Raw genomic sequence first — 20,804 nt, forward strand, 5'->3', positions numbered from 1 at the left:
ATGGCTAATGTTGGTGCTACGAGCTTGGTTGCGCATGCGTCATTTTTCCTTATTCACCTTCGGCTTGGCGGCCTTCCGTTCGGAATCTTTGATCGTCAGCGGCGGCACGGGATCGTTTTTGCCCGCGAAGGCATTCCACGCGTTTTGCAGCGTGGCGGCGTCGCGGACTTCGCCTTCGGCGACGAGCCACAGGTAGCGCAGCTTGAAGGGCGAATCGGCGGTGGCCTTACCTTTCGGAAACATGCCGAAGCGGCCGTAGTCGCGGTAGGCGGAGGTGGCGGTGTCCTTCGGATTGTCGGGGTGATTGAGAATGATGACGGTGAAGGTCTTGCCCTCCACCGTGAAGATCTCCGCGGCCCACGGCAGATCCTTCACTTTGTGCGCGTCGATGTTTTCGCCGGGGAAAATGTAGGTCGTCGTTTTCGTGTCCACGAGCTCGGAAGGACGGAATTGCGCGCCCGCGTGCTCGGGGTCGCCATTCATGTCGGCTTCACCGCTTACGGTTTTGATCGCGCTGTTCATCTCGATGCCGAGGTAGAAGGGCTTGGCTGGTGTGGTGAAGCTGAAACGGCGCTCCTCAGTGAGAAACGGCTCCGCCGTGTCGCCCTGCCAGTCGATGTTCGCCGTGAACGCGTTGTCACCGGGTGTGACTTTCGTCACGACCTGGTCGCCGCCCTTCATGTGCCAGCGGTCATACGATTTGCCATTGTAGGCGATCTTGCTGAAGCCAAGGAAGATGCCGCGATGATGCGTGAACTGAAATCCCGGGCCTTTCGTGAGCCGCGTGGCGCCATCCGCGCTGAAGACATGCAGATACGGCTTGTAGGTGTCGTGATGTCGCTCCGGCGTGCTCGTGTCGTTCGCGATCATGAACTTCGCCACGACCTTTCCGTCATTCGCGAGATCGACATGGTCTTTTTCAGCGACGGTGATGTCGAAGGCGCGAGCGTGAAGGCTCAGGGCGAGGAGAATGAGGAGGGTGTTTTTCATGCGAGGATTTTCTTGATGACCTTGGCTCCTTCAACGCCGGAGAGGCGCGCGTCCAGTCCTTGAAATTTGAAACTGAAGGCATCGTGATTGATGCCGAGCTGGTGGAGCATGGTGGCGTGGAGATCGTGGACGGTGGTGATGTTTTCCTGCGCGGCGTAGCCGAGGTCGTCGGTGCTTCCGAAGGTGACGCCGCGCTGGATACCCGCACCGGCGAGCCACATGGACATGGCCTTGTTGTGATGGTCGCGGCCGACGGGACCTTTGTTGCCCTGCGCCATCGGCGTGCGGCCGAATTCGCCGCTGAAAACGATGAGCGTGTCATCCAGCATGCCGCGGCGTTTGAGATCGGTGATGAGCGCCATGCAGGCGCGATCGACCTCACCGGCCCGCAGCGGCAGTTCTTCGCGCAGCAGGCTGTGGTGGTCCCAGTCGCGATGATAGAGCTGGATGAAGCGCGTGCCGCGTTCGGCGAGACGACGCGCGAGCAGGCAGTTTGATGCGAAGGAGCCGTCGCCGGGCGTGCAGCCGTAGAGTTCGAGCGTTTTGGCACCTTCACCGCGAATGTCCACCAGCTCCGGCACGCTGGCCTGCATCTGGAAGGCCATCTCATACTGCGCGATGCGCGTGGCGATCTCCGGATCATCGCAAATCGCGGCGTGCTGTTTGTTCAGCGCATTGATCGCGGCGACGTCCGCGCCTTGCTGCTCACGTGTGACGCCGTTCGGGCTCGTGAGATACAAAACGGGATCGCCTTGCGAGCGAAGCTGCACGCCTTGGAACTTGGAGGGCAGAAAGCCGCTGCTCCACTGTCGTGCAGCGATGGGCTGCGGATTGCGGCCCTTGCCGGTGGACATCATCACGACAAAGCCGGGCAGATCGTCCGCCTCGCTGCCGAGACCATAGGTGATCCATGAGCCCATGCTCGGCCGACCGGCGATCTGCGAGCCGGTGTTCATGAACATGTGCGCCGGATCGTGATTGATCGCGTCCGTGGTCATCGAGCGCACGAGGCAGATGTCGTCCGCGACGCTGCCGATGTGCGGCAGCAACTCGGAGAGCTCCATCTGGCATTCGCCATACTTCTGAAAGCGAAACATCGGCCCTTTGCAGACCAGCTTCTGCCCTTGGAGCTGCGCGAGCTGCTGCCCCTTCGTGAACGACTCCGGCATCGGCCTGCCGTCCATCTCGGCGAGCTTCGGTTTGTGATCGAAAAGCTCCAACTGCGACGGTCCGCCTGCCATCGTGAGCCAGATGACGCGCTTCGCCTTCTGCGGGAACGGCAGTTTCCCCAACGTGCCGCGGATGGCGGCAGCGCGGAGCAGTTCCGGATTCATCAACGACGCCAGCGCCACGGCGCCGAGACCTTGCGTGGTCCGGCCGAGGAAGGCGCGACGTGTCTGTGATGAAATCGAGTTCATGATTTACGAACGCGTGATCGTTTCGTGAAGATTGATCAGCACACGCGCGACATGCGTCCACGCGGCGAGGTCGGTCTTGTTCAATCCGGCGGCAACAGGCGCGGCGCCGGTTTTGAGCAGGGCTTCGGCGGCGGCGCTGTCTTTTTGATAATCGGCGAGCTGCTTGTTGAACAAGGCGGACAGCGTTTTCATTTCGTCGGCGCTTGGTTGGCGCTGCAGGACCTGCTGCATGGCCCAGGTGATGCGTGCTGGCGTGTCGCCGTTGCATTCGGAGAGAATGCGCGCGGCGAGGGAGCGGGCGGCTTCGACGTAAGTCGGATCGTTGAGCAGCACGAGCGCCTGCTGCGGAATGTTGGAGCGATTGCGCTCGGCGACGCACTCTTCGCGGCTCGGCGCGTCGAAGGCAACGAGGCTGGGATGCGTGAAGGTGCGCTGCCACCAGGTGTAGAGGCCGCGGCGATACAGGCCTTCGCCGGTGTCATTCTGCCATTCGCGGGTGGGGAAGTTCAAGTTTTCCCAGTATTTCTCCGGCTGATACGGCTTCACGCTCGGACCGCCGATCTTCGGCACGAGCAGGCCGGAGATCGCGAGCGCGTTGTCGCGTACGAGTTCCGCGTCGAGTCGGAAGGCGCTCTGGCGCGCGCATTCACGATTGTAGGGATCCGCGGCGGTGAGTTCCTTCGTGGAGGTGGACACCTGCTTGTAGGTGTCGCTGTTCACGATGATGCGCACCATGTGCTGGAAGTCCCAGCCGCTGTCCATGAACTCGCAGGCGAGCCAGTCGAGCAGCGCGGGATTCACCGGCGGTTCGCCCTGCGCGCCGAGATCGTCGAGCACCTTGCTCAAACCGGTGCCGAAGAACTGCTTCCACAGGCGGTTCATCACCGTGCGGGCGGTGAGCGGGTTGTCTTTGGAGACAAGCCACTGTGCGAGGTCGAGGCGCGTGAGATCGCGGCCTTCGATCTTCGGCTTCGGCAGATAACCGGGCAGCGCGGCCTTCACGACTTCGCCCGTCTCGTTCATCCAATCACCGCGCGGCAGGATGCGAACGGTGCGCTTGTTGGTGTCGCTGATGGAGACGATGCACTTCGGCGCAGCGGCTTCGAAATCGGCCTTCTCCTTCTCGGTGGTGGCGATCTTCGTGCGGAGGTCGCTGAGCTCGGGCGCGATCTGCTTGTAGGCATCGACGAGTTTCTGCTTCTGCGGTGCGTTGCGCTTGTCCGCGGGCGCTTTGAGGATGTCGGCGATCTCTTTCGCCGGAAGCGAAGTGCCTGGTGCGCGGACGGGCTTCGGCGCGGTGGTGGCGCTCAGGCGGAGGTTCGCAATCTCATGATTCTCACCCCATCCGAACGTGAGCGTGAAGGTGACGGTCGCATCGGCATCGGCGAGCGGTTCGGCGAGTTCAAGGTAGAGCGCCTGATCCGCACCCGTGCCGCCGAGCACACCCCAGCCATTGTTCTTTTGGTCAGCGACACCGTCGATGACGTTCTTCACCGGGAAGTTCGGCTGCTCAAACGTGGCGCTGGCATTCGCGATGGCGAGTTTCTCCTGCTGCTTTTTGCGTCCAACGCTCAAAGCGACTTCGCTGAGCACGAAGTTGCCATTCGCAGCGAGGCCGATGCCGGGTGATTTTTCCTTCAGGGCTTCGATGCGCACGCCGGTCGCGCCTTTCGGCAGCTTCGCGGTGATCGTGTAGGTCTCGGTGCCGTCGTTTTGTTTCCGCTCGTTGCGCTTTGCATCGATGGCGCCGCGCACGACGCCGTCCTTGTCGGTCTTGATGGTAATGTTCTTTTTCGCCGACGCGGCGGTGAGCGGTTTGACCGGCTGCCAGGAGCCGCTGGTGGTGACGGCGTCGAGCGCCTTCTTTTCCCACTCGGCCTGCGCGGCGGCGAGGTCGGGGCGCGGTTTGGCGAACTCCTTTTGCAAATCCGCGAGACGCTTCGCGATGTCCGCCTGTTTCTTCTCGCCTGCGGCATCGAGCACCATCATGCCCGGTTCACGTCGGCCGAGGATCGGCTCTTTGATGTCGGCGAAGAACGCGCCCATCGAATAGAAGTCGCGCTGCGTCCACGGATCGAATTTGTGATCGTGGCACTGACCGCAGCCGGTGGTCTGGCCCATCCACGCATTGCCGACGGCACGGACGCGGTCGGTGAGCATGCGCTGCTCATAGTCCTTCGCCTGTGCGCCGCCTTCCTCGGTGGTGAGCAGCAGGCGGTTGAAGGCGGAACCGACACGCGTCTCCGGATTCGCATCCGGCATCAAATCACCGGCGATCTGCTCGATGGTGAAGCGGTCGAAGCGCTTGTTCGCATTGAACGACTTGATGACGTAGTCGCGGTAGGGCCAAACGTTGTGCGGATTGTCGCTGTGATAGCCGATTGTGTCCGCGAAGCGCACCACGTCGAGCCAGCCGATGGCCATGCGCTCGCCGTAGTGCGGGTTTTTGAAGAGGGTGGAGACGAGTTCGTCGTATTTTTTGTCGGACAGGTCGGACCATTTGGCCACTTCCGAAGGCGATGGAGGCAGGCCGATCAGATCAAAGTAGAGGCGACGGATCAAGGTGCGCGCATCCGCCCTCGGCGAGGGCTTGAGGCCGATCTCGGCCAGACGCTGCTGAACCAACACGTCCACGCCGTTTTTTCCGGCAGGGATGGCGGCTTTGACGGGCTTCTCATACGCCCAGTGCTGCTGATACGCCGCGCCTTGCTCGATCCACTTTTTGAGAATGTCCTTCTGCCGCTGCGTCAGCTTCTTGTTCGAATCCGGCGGCGGCATGAGATCATCTTCATCATTGGTCAGGATGCGGGAGACGAGTTCGCTTTCCTTCACCTTGCCCGGCACAAAGGCCTCCGCCTTCACGGCCTCCTCGCGAATGTCTAGCCGCAGATCGGCCTCGCGATGCTTCGGGTCATTGCCGTGGCAGTAAAAGCAGTTGTCGCTCAGGATCGGCCGCACATCGCGATTGAACTCAATCTTGGCCGGAACGGGTGGTTCGGCGGCGGCGCCAATCGTGGCGAGAGCGGTGAGAAAGAGTGATTTGGTCATAAGAACGTATGTGCGGATAGTACGAGCGTGGCGAAGGTGATATTCGCGCATCTGAGATGGCAGATTCGGATTCAGGCAGCAGGGAATCGCGCGAAAGCCTCAAGCCAGAATCTCCCTCACCACGTTTCCTTTCACGTCGGTGAGGCGGAAATCGCGTCCGCTGTAACGGTAAGTCAGCTTTTCGTGGTCGAGTCCGAGCTGGTGCAGGATCGTCGCATGCAGGTCATGAATGTGCATTCGCCCTTCGAGACCTTCGCGGCCGTAGTCATCGCTGATTCCATGGCGGATGCCAGCCTTCACACCACCGCCGGCCATCCAAATGGTGAAAGCGCGGTTGTTGTGATCGCGCCCGTTGTCGAACTGGGCAAAGGGCGTCCGGCCAAACTCGCCCGCCCAAACCACCAGCGTGTCTTTGAGCATGTCACGCTGCTTCAGGTCGTTCAGCAGCGCGGCGATGGGCTGATCCACGCTCCCTGCGCTGCGCTCCATCTCGTCCTTCAGATCCTTGTGATGATCCCAGCCGCCGACGCCAATCTCGATGAACCTCACCCCTGCTTCGGCGAACTTGCGGGCGAACAGGCACTGGCGCCCAAAGTCGTCTGTTTTGGAGTTGCCGATGCCATAGGCCTTCAAAGTCGCCTCCGACTCGGTCTTTAAGTCCATCAAACCCGGCACGGCGGTCTGCATTTTGAACGCCATCTCGTAGGAGCCGATCACGGCCTCCAGTTCGCTGTTGGCCACGTCCTGCTCCAGTCGGCGCTTGTTCATACGGCTGAGCAGATCCAGTTGCTGGCGCTGCTGCTCCGGCGAGAGATGCGCGGTGACGAGATTCGCCACGGGATCACCTTTTTCTTTCCCGCCCGCCTTCACGATCGTTGCCTGATACGAGGCCGGAAGAAACGCGCTGCCCTGATTGTTGCCACCGAAGCGATTCAGCGGATTCATCGCGATGAATCCGGGAAGGTCCTGTGTCTCCGCACCGAGGCCGTAGAGAACCCACGCGCCAATGGACGGCCGCGCCTGAAGCTGGTTGCCGGTGTGAAACATCGGCACCGCGGTCTCATGCGCTTGCGCGTCCGTGTGCATCGCGGAAAGCACACAGAGGTCGTCCGCCTGTTTCGCGAGGTGTGGGAATAGCGAGCTGATCCACTGTCCGCTCTGGCCATGCTGCTGGAATTTCCACGGGCTGCCGAGCAGCTTGCCGCCCTTGCCTGTTGCGAAGTCCTTTCCGTTATCCGCCTGGAGCTTCGGTTTGTAGTCGAAGGTGTCCAGATGCGACACGCCACCCTGCATGTAGAGAAGGATGACGCGCTTTGCCTTGGCGGCGAAATGCGGCTGCTTGGTGGCCGCCTGCGCGCTGAGCCCGGCAAACGCGAGGTAACCGAAACCGTTCGCGCTGGTGCGCAGCATGTCACGACGAGAGAAGGTGGTATTCATGAACGGCGCCGGGTTGATTCAATAAAGGTAACGAAACTCCGCCGAGGCAAACAGGGTTTGGCACAGTGCCGCGACGGCGTTGGCGTTTTCCGATGAGGATGATGCGAAGTTCTGCAAAAACTCTGCGGCATCCCGCAACTCCTCGTCGCTGGGCTTGCGATTGAGGATCAGCGCGTAGGCGTGCTGAACGCGTTCGCTGCTGTCCGTGGAGGTTTGTTGAAGTCTCTGCGCGGTCCTCTTCGATTGCTCGACGATGAAGGGGCTGTTCATCAGATAGAGCGCTTGAGTGGGCACGGTCGTGATGCCGCGGCGGCCGGTGACGAGTTCGGGATCGGGGAAATCGAAGAGACTCCATTCGTCCGGCACGTAGTCGCGCAGGATGGGCTGATAGACCGTGCGGTGGTGTCTAGTGGGCGCGAACCAGGCCTTGAGATCCATGGACTTCACACGGTCATCCTTCTCCGTGGCGGGAATGACCGGCGCAGGGCGCTCCAACACGAGCTCGCCGCTGATGCTGCGGACGGCATCCATGATGGCATCCGAATCGAGTCGGCGGCGGTTCATCCGCCAGTGCAGACGGTTCGCCGGATCGACCTCGATACCCTTGTCATCATGCGCTGTGCCGAGCTGGTAAACATGGCTTCGCATGATCTCCGCGATCATCTTTTTCACCGACCAGCCGTGCGCGATGAAGCGTCCTGCCAGATGGTCGAGCAACGCGAGGTTCGAAGGCGGCTGGCCTGTTTTGCCAAAGTCATCGGGCGACTCGACGATGCCCACGCCGAACAGGTGCTGCCAGATCCGGTTCACCATCACACGGGTGGTCAGCGGGTTCTCAGGACTCGCGATCCATTCCGCGAGTTCCAGACGTCCGCTCTGCTCGGGATTCACCGGTTTTGTTTTTGCACTCACCAGCACCTGCGGAAATCCGCGCGGCACCACCTCGCCGAGTTGCGTGTCCTCGCCGCGAATGTGGACGGCGCAGTCGGCTGGTTTCACATCGCGCAATCCCATGACCGTGTGCGGCATCGCTGCGTCGTAGCGCTCGCGCAGATCCTCGTATCGCTTCTCCTGCGCGTCGGCCTTGTCTGCGAGCGCCTTCACGGCGGGATCTCGCATCAGCATCTCCTCCACGTCCGGTTTGACGTTCTTCACCGACATCTTTTTCTCCGTGAGAATGCGCCACTTCTCATCGCGCACCTTGAGCCGCGCGTAGGTGAGGTCCACGCGTTCGCGCAGCATCTCAGCCATGTCCTTGTCACCAAAGATGACCGGGCTTTCTGACATCGGGAGCAGGCCGGCCGCGAAAGGATCGCGCTGACGATTGCGACGGGCGCCGAGCATGGGCTCGCTGCTGGTGAAGATGCCTGCAAGCGCATAGTAGTCGCGCGTCGGAATGGGATCGAACTTGTGGTCGTGGCACTTGGCGCACGCGAGAGTCAGACCCATGAACGCGCGGCTGGTGGCGTCGATCTGCTCGTCCGCCATCGCCATGCGAAAGCGGTGGCTGCCGTTCTCCCGAAGATCCTTGATGCCCACCGCCAGAAAACCGGTGCCGATGAGTTGTTCGTCGCGCTGCGCGTTGCTTTTCGCAGGAAGCAGGTCCCCCGCCAGTTGCTCGCGCACGAACCGGTCATAGGGCTTGTCGGCGTTGAACGAGTCGATCACCCAGTCGCGATAGCGAAACGCCAATGGAAACAGCACGTTGTGACCGCTGCCGCTCGACTCGGCATAGCGCGCCACATCCAGCCAGTGGCGTCCCCAGCGCTCGCCAAAGCGCGGGGAATCCAGCAACTTGGCGATCTGCGAATCGAGGTTGCCGACCGATGTGCCTTCAGGCGGCAGACCCGTCAAATCAAAGGCGATCCGGCGATTCAACTCCTGCGCTGTGGCATCCGCAACGGGCCGAAGCCCCTTCGCCTCAAGCGCGGCAAGGACAAACCGGTCGATATCTGTCTTCGGCCATGAAGTGTCTTTCACATCTGGCACGGACGGCTTGGACAGAGGCTGAAAGGCCCAGTGTTTGCGACCTTCCTCGATGCCGATCGTGCTCGCGATGGTCTTCGACGTTCCTTCGCGCGGATCGGCAGCGCCTGCAGCGATCCATTTTTCAAAATCCGCGACAATCTCTGGCGACAGCCGCTCTTTCGGAGGCATCTCGAGATCGTCCTGATAGTGAATGGCCTGAATGAGCAGGCTGCCTTTCACATCTCCCGGCACCACCGCTGCCGCCGTGTCTCCACCTTTGCGGATCCCTTCGCGTGTGTCGAGCAGCAGACCACCTTTGACCTTCTCCGCCTCCGTGGAATGGCAGGAGTAACATTTGTCGATCAACACGGGCCGGATGCGCGACTCGAAAAACGCGACCTCCGATGACGAATCCGCCGCCAGCGCACGGAGGCTGGCAAAAGTGGCAATCAAGATCGAAACGCGGCGGGTCATGAGCCGCTAAAACGACGCTTCGCCGCCTCCTTGTTCATGTCTTTTGCAACGCGATCAGGCGCCCGCCGAGACGAGGTCGGACACCGGATACAGGATGAGCTGCCCGGAGACGTTTTTCGGCAGGGCGGTGAGCAGCACGAAGGTCGTGTCCGTGGCAGGATCGGCCCACGCGAGCGTGCCGGTGGAGCCGCTGTGGCCGAAGACGCGTTCGGAGCAGCCTTTGCCGAGCCCGACGGGGCCGACCATGAAGCCGATGCCGCGATGCGCTTCGAGCGTCGGCGTGTGATCGTGGATCATGAGCTTCGCCGTCGCTTCACGCAGCACTTTTCCATCAGGATGCAGGAAGCTGCGCAGGAAAGCGGAGACATCGGCCGCCGAGCTGTGCGCGCCGCCCCAAGGCGCGGCGAGGTTGCGCCAGTAGTCGCTGTTCCAGTCCCACTCGCGGGCCTTCGGATCGCCAGCGCCGGATTCGGGTGCGGCATGCTCAGTCTGCATCGGCACCATGTCGGACTTCTTGAACTTGCCGAGGCCGAGCACGGTGCGCGTCATGCCAAGCGGCGTGAAAACATGCTGCTGAAGGAACTCCGGCAGCGGCGTCTTCGTCACACGCTCGGCGATCTCCGCGGCCAGCAGGATGCCCATGCTTTGATAATGATACTTCGAACCCGGTGCAAAAAGCAGCGGCGTGCGCACAGCGCCTTTCACGAACTCTGAGAGCGGGGCGTGGCTCGCACGCAGGTCGCTGTTGTTCTCCAACTGATCTGGAAGGCCCGAGGTATGCGTGAGCAGTTGCTCGATCGTGATGTTCTTGCGTGCGCCTTCGTTGAACTCGGGCAGGTATTTCACCGCGTGATCCGAGAGCTTCACCTCGCCGCGATCCACCAATACCATCACGGCGGCGGCGGTGAGCGGTTTGGAGATCGAGCCGAGCAGAAACATCGAGTCCGCCGTCGCCTTGCCAAAAACATGCTGCGTCACCTGATCGCCCCGCTGCACATGCAGCACGGCGTTGTGAAGCGTTCCGTTGTCGAATTGTGTCTGGATGATCTGGACGGCGGTTTGCATGGCGGGAGTGGTGGATCGGGCGCGGACGGGCAATCCCAGTCCGGCAAGCGTGAGGGCGAGAGTGTCGCGGCGGTTCATGAGGTTCAGCGGTTGAGTTCGTTCATCACGGCGAGCGTCATCGCTTTGATGCCGATGGTGATCGATGGCGCGGCTTCAGGCCGGTAAAACGGCGAGTGCAGACTCGGAAGCGCTTCGCCGGTCTGTTTCGCTTTCTCGACTTTCTCCGGTGCAACCGTGCCGAGCCAGGCGAGGAAGATGGGGATCTTGTCGGGCGTCATCGTGTAACGCGAGAAGTCCTCGCCGGCCATCGTGGCCTTGCGTTCGATGACGCTTGCTTTGCCAAACGCTTCCGACCACACGTCGGTCACGCGCGTGGTGAGATCGGGATCGTTGTAAAGCGACGGCGTGCCGGGTCCGAGCAACGAGATTTCCGGCAGCAGATTTTCCGGAAGTCCGGCGGCGATGCCGAGGCCGCGACAGATGCGTTTGATGGATTCGAGCACCTGCGTGCGCGTCTCGGCGCTCGTGGTGCGCACAGTGAGACCGAGTTCGACCTTGTCGGGAATGATGTTGTGTTTTGTGCCGCCGTTGAACTTGCCCACCGTCACCACCACCGGCTCCACTGGATGCAATTCTCGGCTGTCGATCGTTTGCAAGGCCAGCACGATCTGCGAGGCGAGCACGATGGGATCCTTCGTCATGTTTGGCATCGCGCCGTGACCGCCGATGCCATGCACGACGATGTCCACGCTGTCCGTGCTCGCGGTGGCTGGTCCGCTGGTCACACCGAACGTGCCGACGGCGAGACCGGAATCGCAATGCAGAGCCAGACACACATCCGGCTTCGGGAAGCGCTGGAACAAACCGTCCTCGATCATCGCCTTGGCGCCCGCACCACGTTCTTCCGCCGGCTGCGCGATGAACACGAGCGTACCTTTCCACTGATCCTTCGAAGCCACCAGCGCCCGCGCCGTGCCGACCCAGCAGGTCATGTGCACATCGTGTCCACAGGCATGCATCACATGCACATCGTTGCCCGCGTCGTCTTTGGTGACGGTCTTGCTCACATAAGGCACAGAACCGATCTCCCGCACCGGAAGTCCGTCGAGATCCGTGCGCACGAGAATCGTCTTTCCAGGCCCATTCTTGAAGACACCCACCACACCAAAGCCTCCTACCTTTTCCGTCACCTCAAACCCCAGCGCCCGAATCTCCTGCGCCATGCGCGCACTCGTCTTCTCTTCATGAAACGACAGCTCCGGATGCGCATGCAGATCTTCGTAGAGCTGGATCAACGACGGCTTCTCCTTGTCGATCAAAGCGTCGATGGAATCCGCGGCGTGAAGGCCGGAGGTGGCGAGGGCGATGAGAAGGAGTGACTTCATGGCAGACTAGGGCTGGGTCGCGTCCTCCTTGACCGGCTTGAGGAAGCCGAGGAGTTCTTGGACGACGGCGGGTTGGGCGTCGGCGAGGTTGGTTGTCTCAGGGGAGGCGGATGTGTAGTCGAAGAGTTCGAAATCGGGCGCGCCTTTTTCATGCGGCGTTACGATCATGCGCCAGCGTTCGGTGCGGACGGTTTGCACCCCATTGGACCACCAGCCGAGTGCGGGTTTCGTGGTTGGCTTGTCAGGATCGTCCAACTGCGGACGCAGGCTGTGGCCTCTGAGTTTGGCGGGCGCTTCGATGTCGCAGAGATCGGTCAACGTGCGGAAGATATCGACGGTTTCCACGATGGCGTTGGACGTTTTGCCCGGTGCCGCCATGCCGGGCACGCGGATCATGAGCGGTGAGCGAGTGGCATCCTCATAGAGGCAGTGCTTGCCCCAGATCGCATGTTCGCCGAGCAGGAAACCGTGATCGCTCCACACAACGACGATCGTGTTGTCGGCCATTCCGAGATCGCTAAGCGCGGCAATCACACGGCCCAGTTGCGCATCCATGTAGCTGACGCAACCCGCATAGGCCTGACGCAGGAGGCGCGCGTATTCGGGATCCGTGGCGGGATCGCGTCCGGGTTCGTGACCGTAGTTGTGGCGCAACTCGCCGCCGTCATACCAGTAGGCGGGCCAGGCGGGCTTTTGCGCGATATCCGCCGGCAGATCAGGAACGTTTTTGTCGTGCAGATCAAACCACTTCTTGGGTGAGGCAAAAGGAAGGTGTGGTTTGAAAAAACCCACGCCGAAGAACCACGGCTTGTCCTGCTTGGCGAGCCGCTGGAGCGTGGCCACAGCGTCGCCGGCGACCCAGGCATCGGGATACGCTTTGTCGGGACCATCGATGTGTTGATACGGCGGCGACTTGCCGCGCTCACGCGGCTCGCCGTTTGCAAAACCGTGCATGATGCCTTCCGGGCTCGGCCACGGACCGTCGGGCACCCAGGCGCGATCCCACGCGCCGGGCAGTTCCTCCGGTCCGACCGCCCAGTCCTTGCCGGTGAGATTTCCCGGATAGTGGCTGACCTTGCCAAGCGCCATCGTCGCATAGCCGTTGCGGCGAAACACCGCCGCCATGCTGTCCGCGGCCCAGTCGGTCTGCGAATCGCGGATGGCATCGTTGACCAAATGCACGGGACGTTCCGGATAACGCCCGCGCAGCATGGCACAGCGCGAAGCACCGCATGTGGGCACCTGAATGTAGTGATGACTGAATGCACGGGCGGTGGCGGCAAACGCATCCAGTTGCGGCGTTTTGGCGTGCTTCACTCCAAAGCAGCCGAGATCATCGCGCAGATCGTCGATGGCGATGAACAGCACGTTGGGCCTGGCGGCCTCTGCCGATGAAACACAGATCAGCAGGATGGAAGCGAGAAAGGAAAGGTGTCGTGTCATGATGAATGCAGGAGGCGAAAAAGGCGCCTGTTTTTAACGCAGTCATCCGATGCCATCCCTCATGGTTATTTCTCGTGACCGAGGACAATGAAGTCGAACAACTCGCCGCAGCGTTTGCCATCGAGCGTGATGTCCATCGGCACCATCTGCACGCCGGCGGGCAGCTTGTCGGGATCGGGGGTGAGTTTGACTTTGAAACTCTGGCGTGACTTCGGCTCGACGGTGCCCACGAGTTCAGCGGGTTCGGCTTTGAGGCCGGGCGGCGGTTTGAGGACGACTCGATGCTGCTGCAACGTGTTGCGGAAATTGCGCACCGTGATGTTCACTTCGGTCTCCTTCGAGACATCGACGCGATACGGATACGCGCTGACCCAGTAGGGATCGAAGAGGTATTCGTAGTTCGTGTCCGGCAGGAGTTCCTTGTATTCGCGAATCGCCCGCAGCGCCCAGTCGTGATAGCGCTCGATGAAGTCCTTGGGCTTCGTCATGAGCACGCCGTGCGCGCCCATGATGATGTCGGGCTGGAGCTTCTGCAGATACTTCGCGGCGACGAGATAGCCTTCGTCGATGATGGCGCTGTTGCGGGCGTTCACGCATTCGTGGCCGTTCTGCGCAGGATCGGACGGATCGCCGAACAGATTGTCGCCGGTGAAGACGATCTTTTTGCCATCGAGTTCGAGCCACAGGGCGTTTCCAAACTCGGTCTGGCCCGGCATCCAGTCGATGTGCAGCTTGTAGCCTTCCCAGTCGATGACGTCGCCTGCTTTGAGAATGCGGTCGATCTTCGCATGTTCGAAGCCGGCGTTGTAAGTGCCGATCATCGCAGGATAATCGTAGTAGCGCGGGTTCTCGCACTTGTCGGCGATGGTGTCCATGGTCCAGAACTTCACGCCGTGATCCTTGAGCGCGGGGAAGAGCGTGAAGTGGTCGCCATGCGAGTGGGAGATCCAGCAGGCGTCGATCTGCTTGAGGCCGAGGAACTCCTTCATATCGCTGATGATGCGCTCGAGAACGAGCTTCGGAAACAGGCCGCAGTCCAGCAGCAGCGCGTGACCGCTGTCGGCGATGAGGATGGCGAAATTCTTCCCAGCCATCTCCGGACCGAACATGTAAAGATGCGGCGTCACCTGCACGATGTAGTGCGCCTTCGTCGGCTTCGTCGCGGGATGCGGGCCGCGCTTGGAGAGATCTCCAACGGGATAGCCGCGGACGTAGTCCGGACGGAAGGCAAAGAGCTTCTCATGAAAAATTTGGAATTGCTTCGCTGCATCGTGAATGACCGGCCCTTGCGATGGAAAGGCGGTGTGAATCTCCCGCGACGCGAGGTTTCCCACCGAGTCGATGAGCGCATCGAGCCCCTTGGCGAAACCGTAATCCCATTCGGTGTCGAACCAGTTCGTCATCTTCGCGCCGTCGTGCATCACGCCGCCGGTGAAAGCGAAGGTCTGGTGGCCGCCCTCCAAAAGATACGTCATGCCGCCCGGCGAGTGGCCTGGAGTGGAGAGACATTGAATCTGCCGTCCATGCCACTCGAACACTTCATCCGCCGCCAGCCAGCGCTCCACTTTGACCGGCGACTGCGGAGGCCGCACGTAACTAGAACCATGCACGGTGTATTTGTCCCCGAGCCGTGGATCCCATTTCCGAAATGCCGTCGGCGTCTCCAGCAGTTCCTGCTCCGCCTTGGGCGCGGCGACCTGGGTCACCGTGTGGTCGATCTTGTCCGCCCCCTGCAGCAGCTCGCGGTGATGGCCGGTGAGCAGAATCCAGTCGATCTTTTTCACGCCGATCTCGCCCACGTGTTCCAGCACGCTGCCATCACCGAGGTCAAACAACAGTGCCGCATCACCGTCGCGCAGGACATAGCTGTTGCAGGTGCTGCGCCAGACGAAGAGGTCCGGTCCGGCCTGTTCAAAGGCGGCATGCACGGTCGCGTGCAGCAGCGCGAAAGCGATGAGAGCGCGTTTCATGAGCGTGTTGGATCCAATCATTCCGGACGACCGTTTTCGGCAGGCTTCCGACCTTCGATGAGTGCCTTCGCCTGGCGCACATAGCGCTCGCCGAGGAGCTTGTAGCCTTCAGGCGTATAGTGGAGGTCGTCGCGGGTGACGCCGTTCTTTTCCTTGTTATTCAAGTCGTCGCAGTCCACCCATGAACCGCGCGGGTCCGCCTTCGCGAGATCGACCTGCGCCTGACGAATGGCCTGCCACGGCTTGTTATCCGCCTTCCCGAAGTCGCTGAGGCGACCGATGACGAAGTTCATTTCCGGCTGCTTCAAATCACGGCGAAGGTTGGCGACGAGTTGTTTCAAGGCATCGCCATAGGCCGCGTCCAGGCCGGTCTTGGCGTCGTTTTCGCCCTGCATCCAGCAGAAAGTGACCGAGGCGGGATTCGAATGCTTTTTCAGCAGCTCGGCGAACTGGTCGAGAATCGGTTGGTAATAGAGAGTGCCCTTGCTCTTGTCCTTGGCGCGGGCTGTCTCGACATTGATGCCGTGCTTCGTGGCAATCGCGTCCCACTCCGCCACCCAGTAGCGGATCGGCTGCCCGCCAAACGCGACCTTGATGTAGGCGACCTCAGCCTCCGGAAAGAGCTTCGCGGTCTCGGGCTCGAAGCCGAGCTTTGGATTCATCCCAGCCATGTTCGACTGTCCGGAGAGAATGAAAAGATGCGCCGGCTTGTCAGCGGCAGCGGCGAGCGAGGAGAGAAGAAGGGAGAGAATGAAGGCGAGTTGTTTCATGGTCGGGAAGTGTCGCAGAATTCCAACGAGGAATGCCAGCACAACCTTCCGCGATTACCAACTCCTCCGTTAACGCCCGCCATTCTGCCCGACCCTGCGGGCAAGTCGCGAACGCAGGTCGCCAAGCGTTTGCGCGTGCGCGGGATCGCTGATGACATTTCGCATTTCGGAAGGATCGGCATCCAGGTCGTAAAGCTCGTCCGAATCCGGAAGTTCGAGGTAATGAATCAACTTCCAACGCGTGGTACGAAGCGCTTGGTAGCCCATCTGGCGAATGCGTGGGAAGACCGTGTCGGTGTAATACTCGATCATGAAGTCCTCGCGCCAGCCGGGTGGCGGGCTTATGCCCAAGAGCGGCAGCAATGAACGGCCCTGGATCTGCGACGGAGGCTCGATGCCGGCAAGTTCGAGGCAGGTCGGTGCGAGATCGATTGTCAGCGCCATCTGCGACGGTTTGCTTCCGGCCTGAATCACACCCGGCAATCGCATGAGCAGTGGAATGCGGATCGACTCCTCGTAGGCGAGCCGTCGTTCGACACTGAGGCCGTGCTCGCCGTAGAAATAGCCGTGGTCACTGGTCACCACGACGAGCGTGTGATCCAGCGCGCCCGATTTCTCAAGTTCGTGCAGCAATCCGCCCACGCTCTCATCCACTCCGGCGAGCATGCGCAGGCGTCCCAGGATGGATTCGTCGCTGCTTCCTGTCGCAGGACCGAGAGGCGGCAGGTCGCCGATGGAACGTTGCAGCGCCGGTTTGTCCTGTGGAGATGCGAGCGCGCTGGCCGGACGCGGAATGCGTTGTCCTGCGTAGAGGTCGCGATGGCGCTCGGCGGGGATGAAGGTCGAGGCATTCGGATCGCTGAGGCTGCCGTCGGCACGCTGCACGGTCTCGGGATGCAGGGCCTTGTGCGAAAGATAGAGCAGAAAAGGTTTCGAGTGCGGCTGCTGCAGGAATTGCAGCGCCTGCTGATGCAGCACGTCGGTCGCGTGGCCCTTTTCCTTCCGCACTTCGCCATTCACGTTCAACACCGGATCAAACGAAGTCCCCTGCCCCTTGAGGCACACCCAGTGATCAAATCCCGGACGACGCGAGTCGTCGTTGCCCATGTGCCACTTGCCGATGAAGGCGGTCTCGTAACCGGCGCCTTGCAGTGACTGCGGGAAGGTGGCGAGCTTGTGGCTCTGCGGACCACGCTCGGTGTTGTCCGTGATCCCATGCGCACGCGCATGCATGCCGGTGAGCAGGCATGCGCGACTGGGCGAGCACAGCGGCGTGGTGGCGAAGGCATTGAGAAAGCGGGCGCCCTCACTTGCCACGCGATCCATGTGCGGCGTCTTCACAAACGGATGCCCAGCGCAACCGAGATCGTCCCAACGCAGGTCGTCCACCAGCACCACGAGCATGTTCGGTGGCGAGGCAGCTGCACATGGCAACACCGCCAACGTCAGACTTAGCGCGAGGCATTGCGCAATGCGGGTTAGGAATCCTGAAAACGAAAAGTCACGCATCCTGACTCAACGAACGGCGCCCCGAATTCCTTTTCATGGCAATCAAACGCCCGTTCCCGTCCGGTTCTGCATCGTCAGGCCGGCTTCACCGAGAAATCGCTGTCATCCAGCGAACGAAGCACGAGTTCGCGCGGCACGCAGAAGTCATCCATCTCGAGGCAGCTCACGATGCCGTCGGCGATGTGTTCCGGTTTGAGGAAAAGCTGCTTCGGAGCCTGGCGCTGCGAGGCATCGTCCCAGAAGGCCGTGTCCACACCGCCGGGAAGGATCGCAGTGACGCGGATGCGATGTGCGGCGGCTTCCTCGGCGAGGCCTTGTGTGAAGCCACGCACGCCCCACTTCGCGGCGCAGTAAACCGTTTCGCTCGGGATGCCGCGCAGGCTGGCGGTGGAGATCACATTGATGATGTGGCCCTGCTTGTGTGGGATCATGGCCTTCAACGCGGCCTGGGATCCGAGGATGGTGCCTTTGAGATTCACATCGAGCATGAGGTCGATCTCGCTTTCGGTGTAGTCCGGAATCCAGCGATGGCGTGCGAGGCCGGCGTTGTTCACCCACACGCTGATGTGGCCGAGTCGCTCGGTTACTTGATCGACGGCCGCCTGCACGTCCGAAGCGCTTGTGACATCGCATCGCACGGAGAGTGCGTTTGGATCGTTGAGATCAATTTCAACGAGATCGAGAAGCGCCACCCGTGCGCCACGGGCGAGAAGTGCTTTCGCAGTGGCGAGGCCGATGCCTTTGGCGCCGCCGGTGACGACGCAGACTTGGTTTGTCAGGTTCATGGTTCCTTGTTCTTGGTTCCTGGTTGTTCCAGAGGCTGGGTCATCGCCTGCAGGGCGTTTTCCTTGCCGTAGGCGGTCAGGATGTCGCCCGCCTGAATCAAGTCATCACGACTCGGGATGCCGGGGACGGTTTTGCCCTCGCGCTTGATGGCAAGAATGACGACACCGCGATCCCATGGGCGTGAATCGCGTAGCGTGCGGCCTGCCAGGAAAGTGTCCGGCAGCACTTCGATCTCGGAGACGACGTAACCGTGCTGGATTCGCAGCAGCAGTTCGTAATCGAGGGCACGGACCATGCCGGTGCGTTCGAGCGTGTATTGGATGACGCGGTCGAGCACTTTTTGAAACCAGCTCATGCGGGAAATGAGCAACAGCACGAGGAGTCCGCCGATCAGCCATGCTAGCATGAGCATTGTGTCGCCACCGGAGCCGCTCTGTAGCAGCGTGACGATGAGCGTGGCGAGCGCAGAGGTGAGGCCGACGTTTCCGGCGAGAATGAGATCGCGGATGATGCGGCGGCGCACCGGGTGATTCACGACGAGTTCCGCCTCCTTCGTGGTGAAACCGACGCCGAAGAACGCCGAGTACGCCTGAAAGCTGGCGGTGTCCCAGCTGATGCCGGTCATCATCAGCGCCGTCGCACCGACACGCACCGCCAGCAGCGAGACGAGCGCGATGACGAGCAGGGCGATGACAGGAGCGGCCATGAGGTAGTATGACAAATAACGAAATCCGCAGATCGAATCTCAACCATCAGAGGTGCTTTTCACTGACAGATTTGTCGTGATCGTAGATCTGCTCCTTCGTCTGCTTGCCCTTCATGTCCCAGTAGCGGTTCAGACCATGGCGCTGGCCGTGATCGAAGTTCGTCTCGGCGGACTGCTGGCCGTTTTCCCACCATTCCTTCATCACGCCGTGCATCTTGCCGGCGGTGTAAGGATATTCGCCCGCGGTCTTGCCATTGGAGTGCTTGTTGCGAACAAGCCCGGTGTACGGCTTGCCCTTGTAATTCGCCTCCTTGCCTTCATTGAGGAGTTCGACGTCCTTGTCGGCAAAATCGACTTCGGCAGGCTGTTTTTCGCCGCAGGAGGAAAGGCAGAAGGCGCAGAGCAGGAAGGTGAGGAACCGGTTCATGGATGCAGCTTGGAGATGACGCGCTGCATTGCAACCCGCGGCTCCTCACTTGCTTGCCAGCGCCTTCTTCCATTCCGGAGGTGCTCCCGGCAACGTTTCCGCGAGGATACGTCGAATGTTGGAGCGTTCGGATTCGCCGAGATAGTCGTAGCTGCCGGTGGTGTCCTTGCCTTCGAGGACGGTCCAGAGACGGCTGAGGACGGTTTGCTTCAATGGCGCGGTGAGGTGCTGGAAGGTGAGGGAATAGACCATGTAGCTGCAGCGGTGCTTGAAGAGGCGGTTGAGAAGCTGGAAATCCTTCAGGCTGCGACCGTCGCTGCTTTGCGGGGCGCGTTTGGTGAAGGCGGTCTGGAAGGCGGGATCGCCCTCGATGCCGCCTGCGGGGAGTTCGGCTTCGTCTTTGAAAAGCAACGCCTCGACGACGTCCTCAGCACAGTGGTCGATGATGCGGCGTGCGGTGCCGACGGGCTCGCGCTCGACCTTCTCGCCCAGTTCGCGCTGGAGGCTGGTCTGCATGTGCATGGCACGCAACGAGGTGTGATTCGCCTTGGTGAGGATGTTCTGCACGCTGGTCTGATGCTCGAGCACCATGAGCGCGACGATGTCGCTGGATTTGCGCTTGTAGGGCGTGGTGTCGAAGAACTTGCCGAGGTTGGTGATGTTCGCGCCTTTTTTGAAATCGATGTCGATGGTCTGGTCGTTCTGCTCGGTGGCGGTGACGTTGCCGCGGTGCAGCACGCTGCCGTGTTTGCCAGTGACGTACCAGCCGCCCCAGCGATCGCTGAACGGTGTCGTTGTATCGACCACGGTGCTGCCCTGGCTCATGATGGGATGGCCTTCGGGGCCGGGAAACACGGAGCGCACGATGACACCGGGAACCTCGGGGGTGAAGGGGCCGCCGTGGCAGCTCAGGCAGCTTTGATCGCGCTGGAAGTGCAGCGGCTTCTGCGGCGCCTCATATGGATCGAGCAGGTAGAAGATGGGACCGAGCTTCGGATCGATGGTGGAGACCTCGATGCTGCCGCCGAGGCAGTAACCGACGTAGGCGTTGTCGCCGAAATACACGACGCGCGGCGTCTGCGGACTGATGCGATCGTTCTGCTTGCTCGTTTTCGAGAACACCATGACCTGCGATTCGGCAGGAATGTCGAACTGCTTCATCACATCGCGCAGCACGGTCCATGCGTCCGTGCGATCGACTTTGACCTTCCCGGTGGCCATCAGGCGTTCGAGACGCTGCGCAGCATCGTTCGGCTCCGTTTCCGAGTAGCGGATGGGCGCGTTTTCGTATTCGTCTTCGGCCAGCACGGTGAGACCGGACAGCGAAACGACGAGCAGGCTCGTTTGAAGGAGGCGGTTCATGACTTGGGAAGCAAAATGCGGTTCAGGCGGGTTCCGTCCGTGCCGG

The 20,804-nt window shown here is 61.2% G+C and carries 15 protein-coding genes; all 15 read right to left on the minus strand.

Going from position 1 to position 20,804, the window contains the following annotated elements; all coding sequences use genetic code 11:
* Window positions 1-39: 39 nt before the first annotated feature.
* Window positions 40-990 (minus strand): DUF6807 family protein, encoded by a 951-nt coding sequence (locus tag KDL09_RS08240; RefSeq protein ID WP_294383771.1) that lies wholly within the window; start codon window positions 988-990, stop codon window positions 40-42.
* Entirely contained in the window at window positions 987-2,408 is a 1,422-nt protein-coding gene (locus tag KDL09_RS08245) for a DUF1501 domain-containing protein (protein ID WP_294383773.1), read from the minus strand. The genes KDL09_RS08240 and KDL09_RS08245 overlap by 4 nt, the downstream gene beginning before the upstream one ends.
* 3 nt (window positions 2,409-2,411) lie before the next feature.
* A complete protein-coding gene (locus tag KDL09_RS08250; RefSeq protein WP_294383776.1) occupies window positions 2,412-5,456 on the minus strand; it encodes a PSD1 and planctomycete cytochrome C domain-containing protein in 3,045 nt (1,014 codons plus the stop codon).
* 99 nt (window positions 5,457-5,555) lie between these two features.
* Window positions 5,556-6,893 (minus strand): DUF1501 domain-containing protein, encoded by a 1,338-nt coding sequence (locus KDL09_RS08255; RefSeq protein ID WP_294383778.1) that lies wholly within the window; start codon window positions 6,891-6,893, stop codon window positions 5,556-5,558.
* Between the two features lie 18 nt (window positions 6,894-6,911).
* Entirely contained in the window at window positions 6,912-9,335 is a 2,424-nt protein-coding gene (locus tag KDL09_RS08260; RefSeq protein WP_294383781.1) for a PSD1 and planctomycete cytochrome C domain-containing protein, read from the minus strand.
* A gap of 54 nt (window positions 9,336-9,389) precedes the next feature.
* Complete coding sequence (locus KDL09_RS08265) at window positions 9,390-10,478, minus strand: serine hydrolase domain-containing protein (protein ID WP_294383783.1); 1,089 nt, start codon at window positions 10,476-10,478, stop codon at window positions 9,390-9,392.
* A 5-nt stretch (window positions 10,479-10,483) separates the two neighbouring features.
* Window positions 10,484-11,785 carry an amidohydrolase gene (locus tag KDL09_RS08270; RefSeq protein WP_294383787.1) on the minus strand — a complete coding sequence of 434 codons (1,302 nt, stop codon included), beginning with the start codon at window positions 11,783-11,785 and terminating at the stop codon, window positions 10,484-10,486.
* Between the two features lie 6 nt (window positions 11,786-11,791).
* Window positions 11,792-13,228, minus strand: coding sequence for a sulfatase (locus tag KDL09_RS08275; RefSeq protein ID WP_294383789.1), 1,437 nt, complete (start codon window positions 13,226-13,228; stop codon window positions 11,792-11,794).
* A 65-nt stretch (window positions 13,229-13,293) separates the two neighbouring features.
* Window positions 13,294-15,198, minus strand: coding sequence for an MBL fold metallo-hydrolase (locus KDL09_RS08280; protein ID WP_294383792.1), 1,905 nt, complete (start codon window positions 15,196-15,198; stop codon window positions 13,294-13,296).
* Window positions 15,199-15,215: 17 nt separating this feature from the next.
* Window positions 15,216-15,968, minus strand: a complete 753-nt coding sequence (locus KDL09_RS08285; RefSeq protein WP_294383794.1) for a sialate O-acetylesterase — start codon at window positions 15,966-15,968, stop codon at window positions 15,216-15,218.
* Between the two features lie 69 nt (window positions 15,969-16,037).
* The gene (locus KDL09_RS08290; protein WP_294383797.1) at window positions 16,038-17,477 is read right to left on the minus strand and encodes a sulfatase; all 1,440 of its coding nucleotides are present in this window, start codon (window positions 17,475-17,477) and stop codon (window positions 16,038-16,040) included.
* Window positions 17,478-17,551: 74 nt separating this feature from the next.
* Window positions 17,552-18,262, minus strand: a complete 711-nt coding sequence (locus KDL09_RS08295; RefSeq protein ID WP_294383801.1) for an SDR family oxidoreductase — start codon at window positions 18,260-18,262, stop codon at window positions 17,552-17,554.
* The gene (locus tag KDL09_RS08300) at window positions 18,259-18,969 is read right to left on the minus strand and encodes a TrkA C-terminal domain-containing protein (RefSeq protein WP_294383805.1); all 711 of its coding nucleotides are present in this window, start codon (window positions 18,967-18,969) and stop codon (window positions 18,259-18,261) included. Before KDL09_RS08300 ends, KDL09_RS08295 begins: the two co-directional genes overlap by 4 nt.
* Window positions 18,970-19,015: 46 nt before the next feature.
* Window positions 19,016-19,396, minus strand: a complete 381-nt coding sequence (locus KDL09_RS08305; RefSeq protein ID WP_294383808.1) for a hypothetical protein — start codon at window positions 19,394-19,396, stop codon at window positions 19,016-19,018.
* 45 nt (window positions 19,397-19,441) lie between these two features.
* On the minus strand, window positions 19,442-20,758 hold the full coding sequence (locus KDL09_RS08310) for a hypothetical protein (protein WP_294383811.1): 1,317 nt from the start codon (window positions 20,756-20,758) through the stop codon (window positions 19,442-19,444).
* Window positions 20,759-20,804: the final 46 nt, after the last annotated feature.

This window comes from Prosthecobacter sp. (assembly GCF_020439865.1).
GTDB lineage: Bacteria > Verrucomicrobiota > Verrucomicrobiia > Verrucomicrobiales > Verrucomicrobiaceae > Prosthecobacter.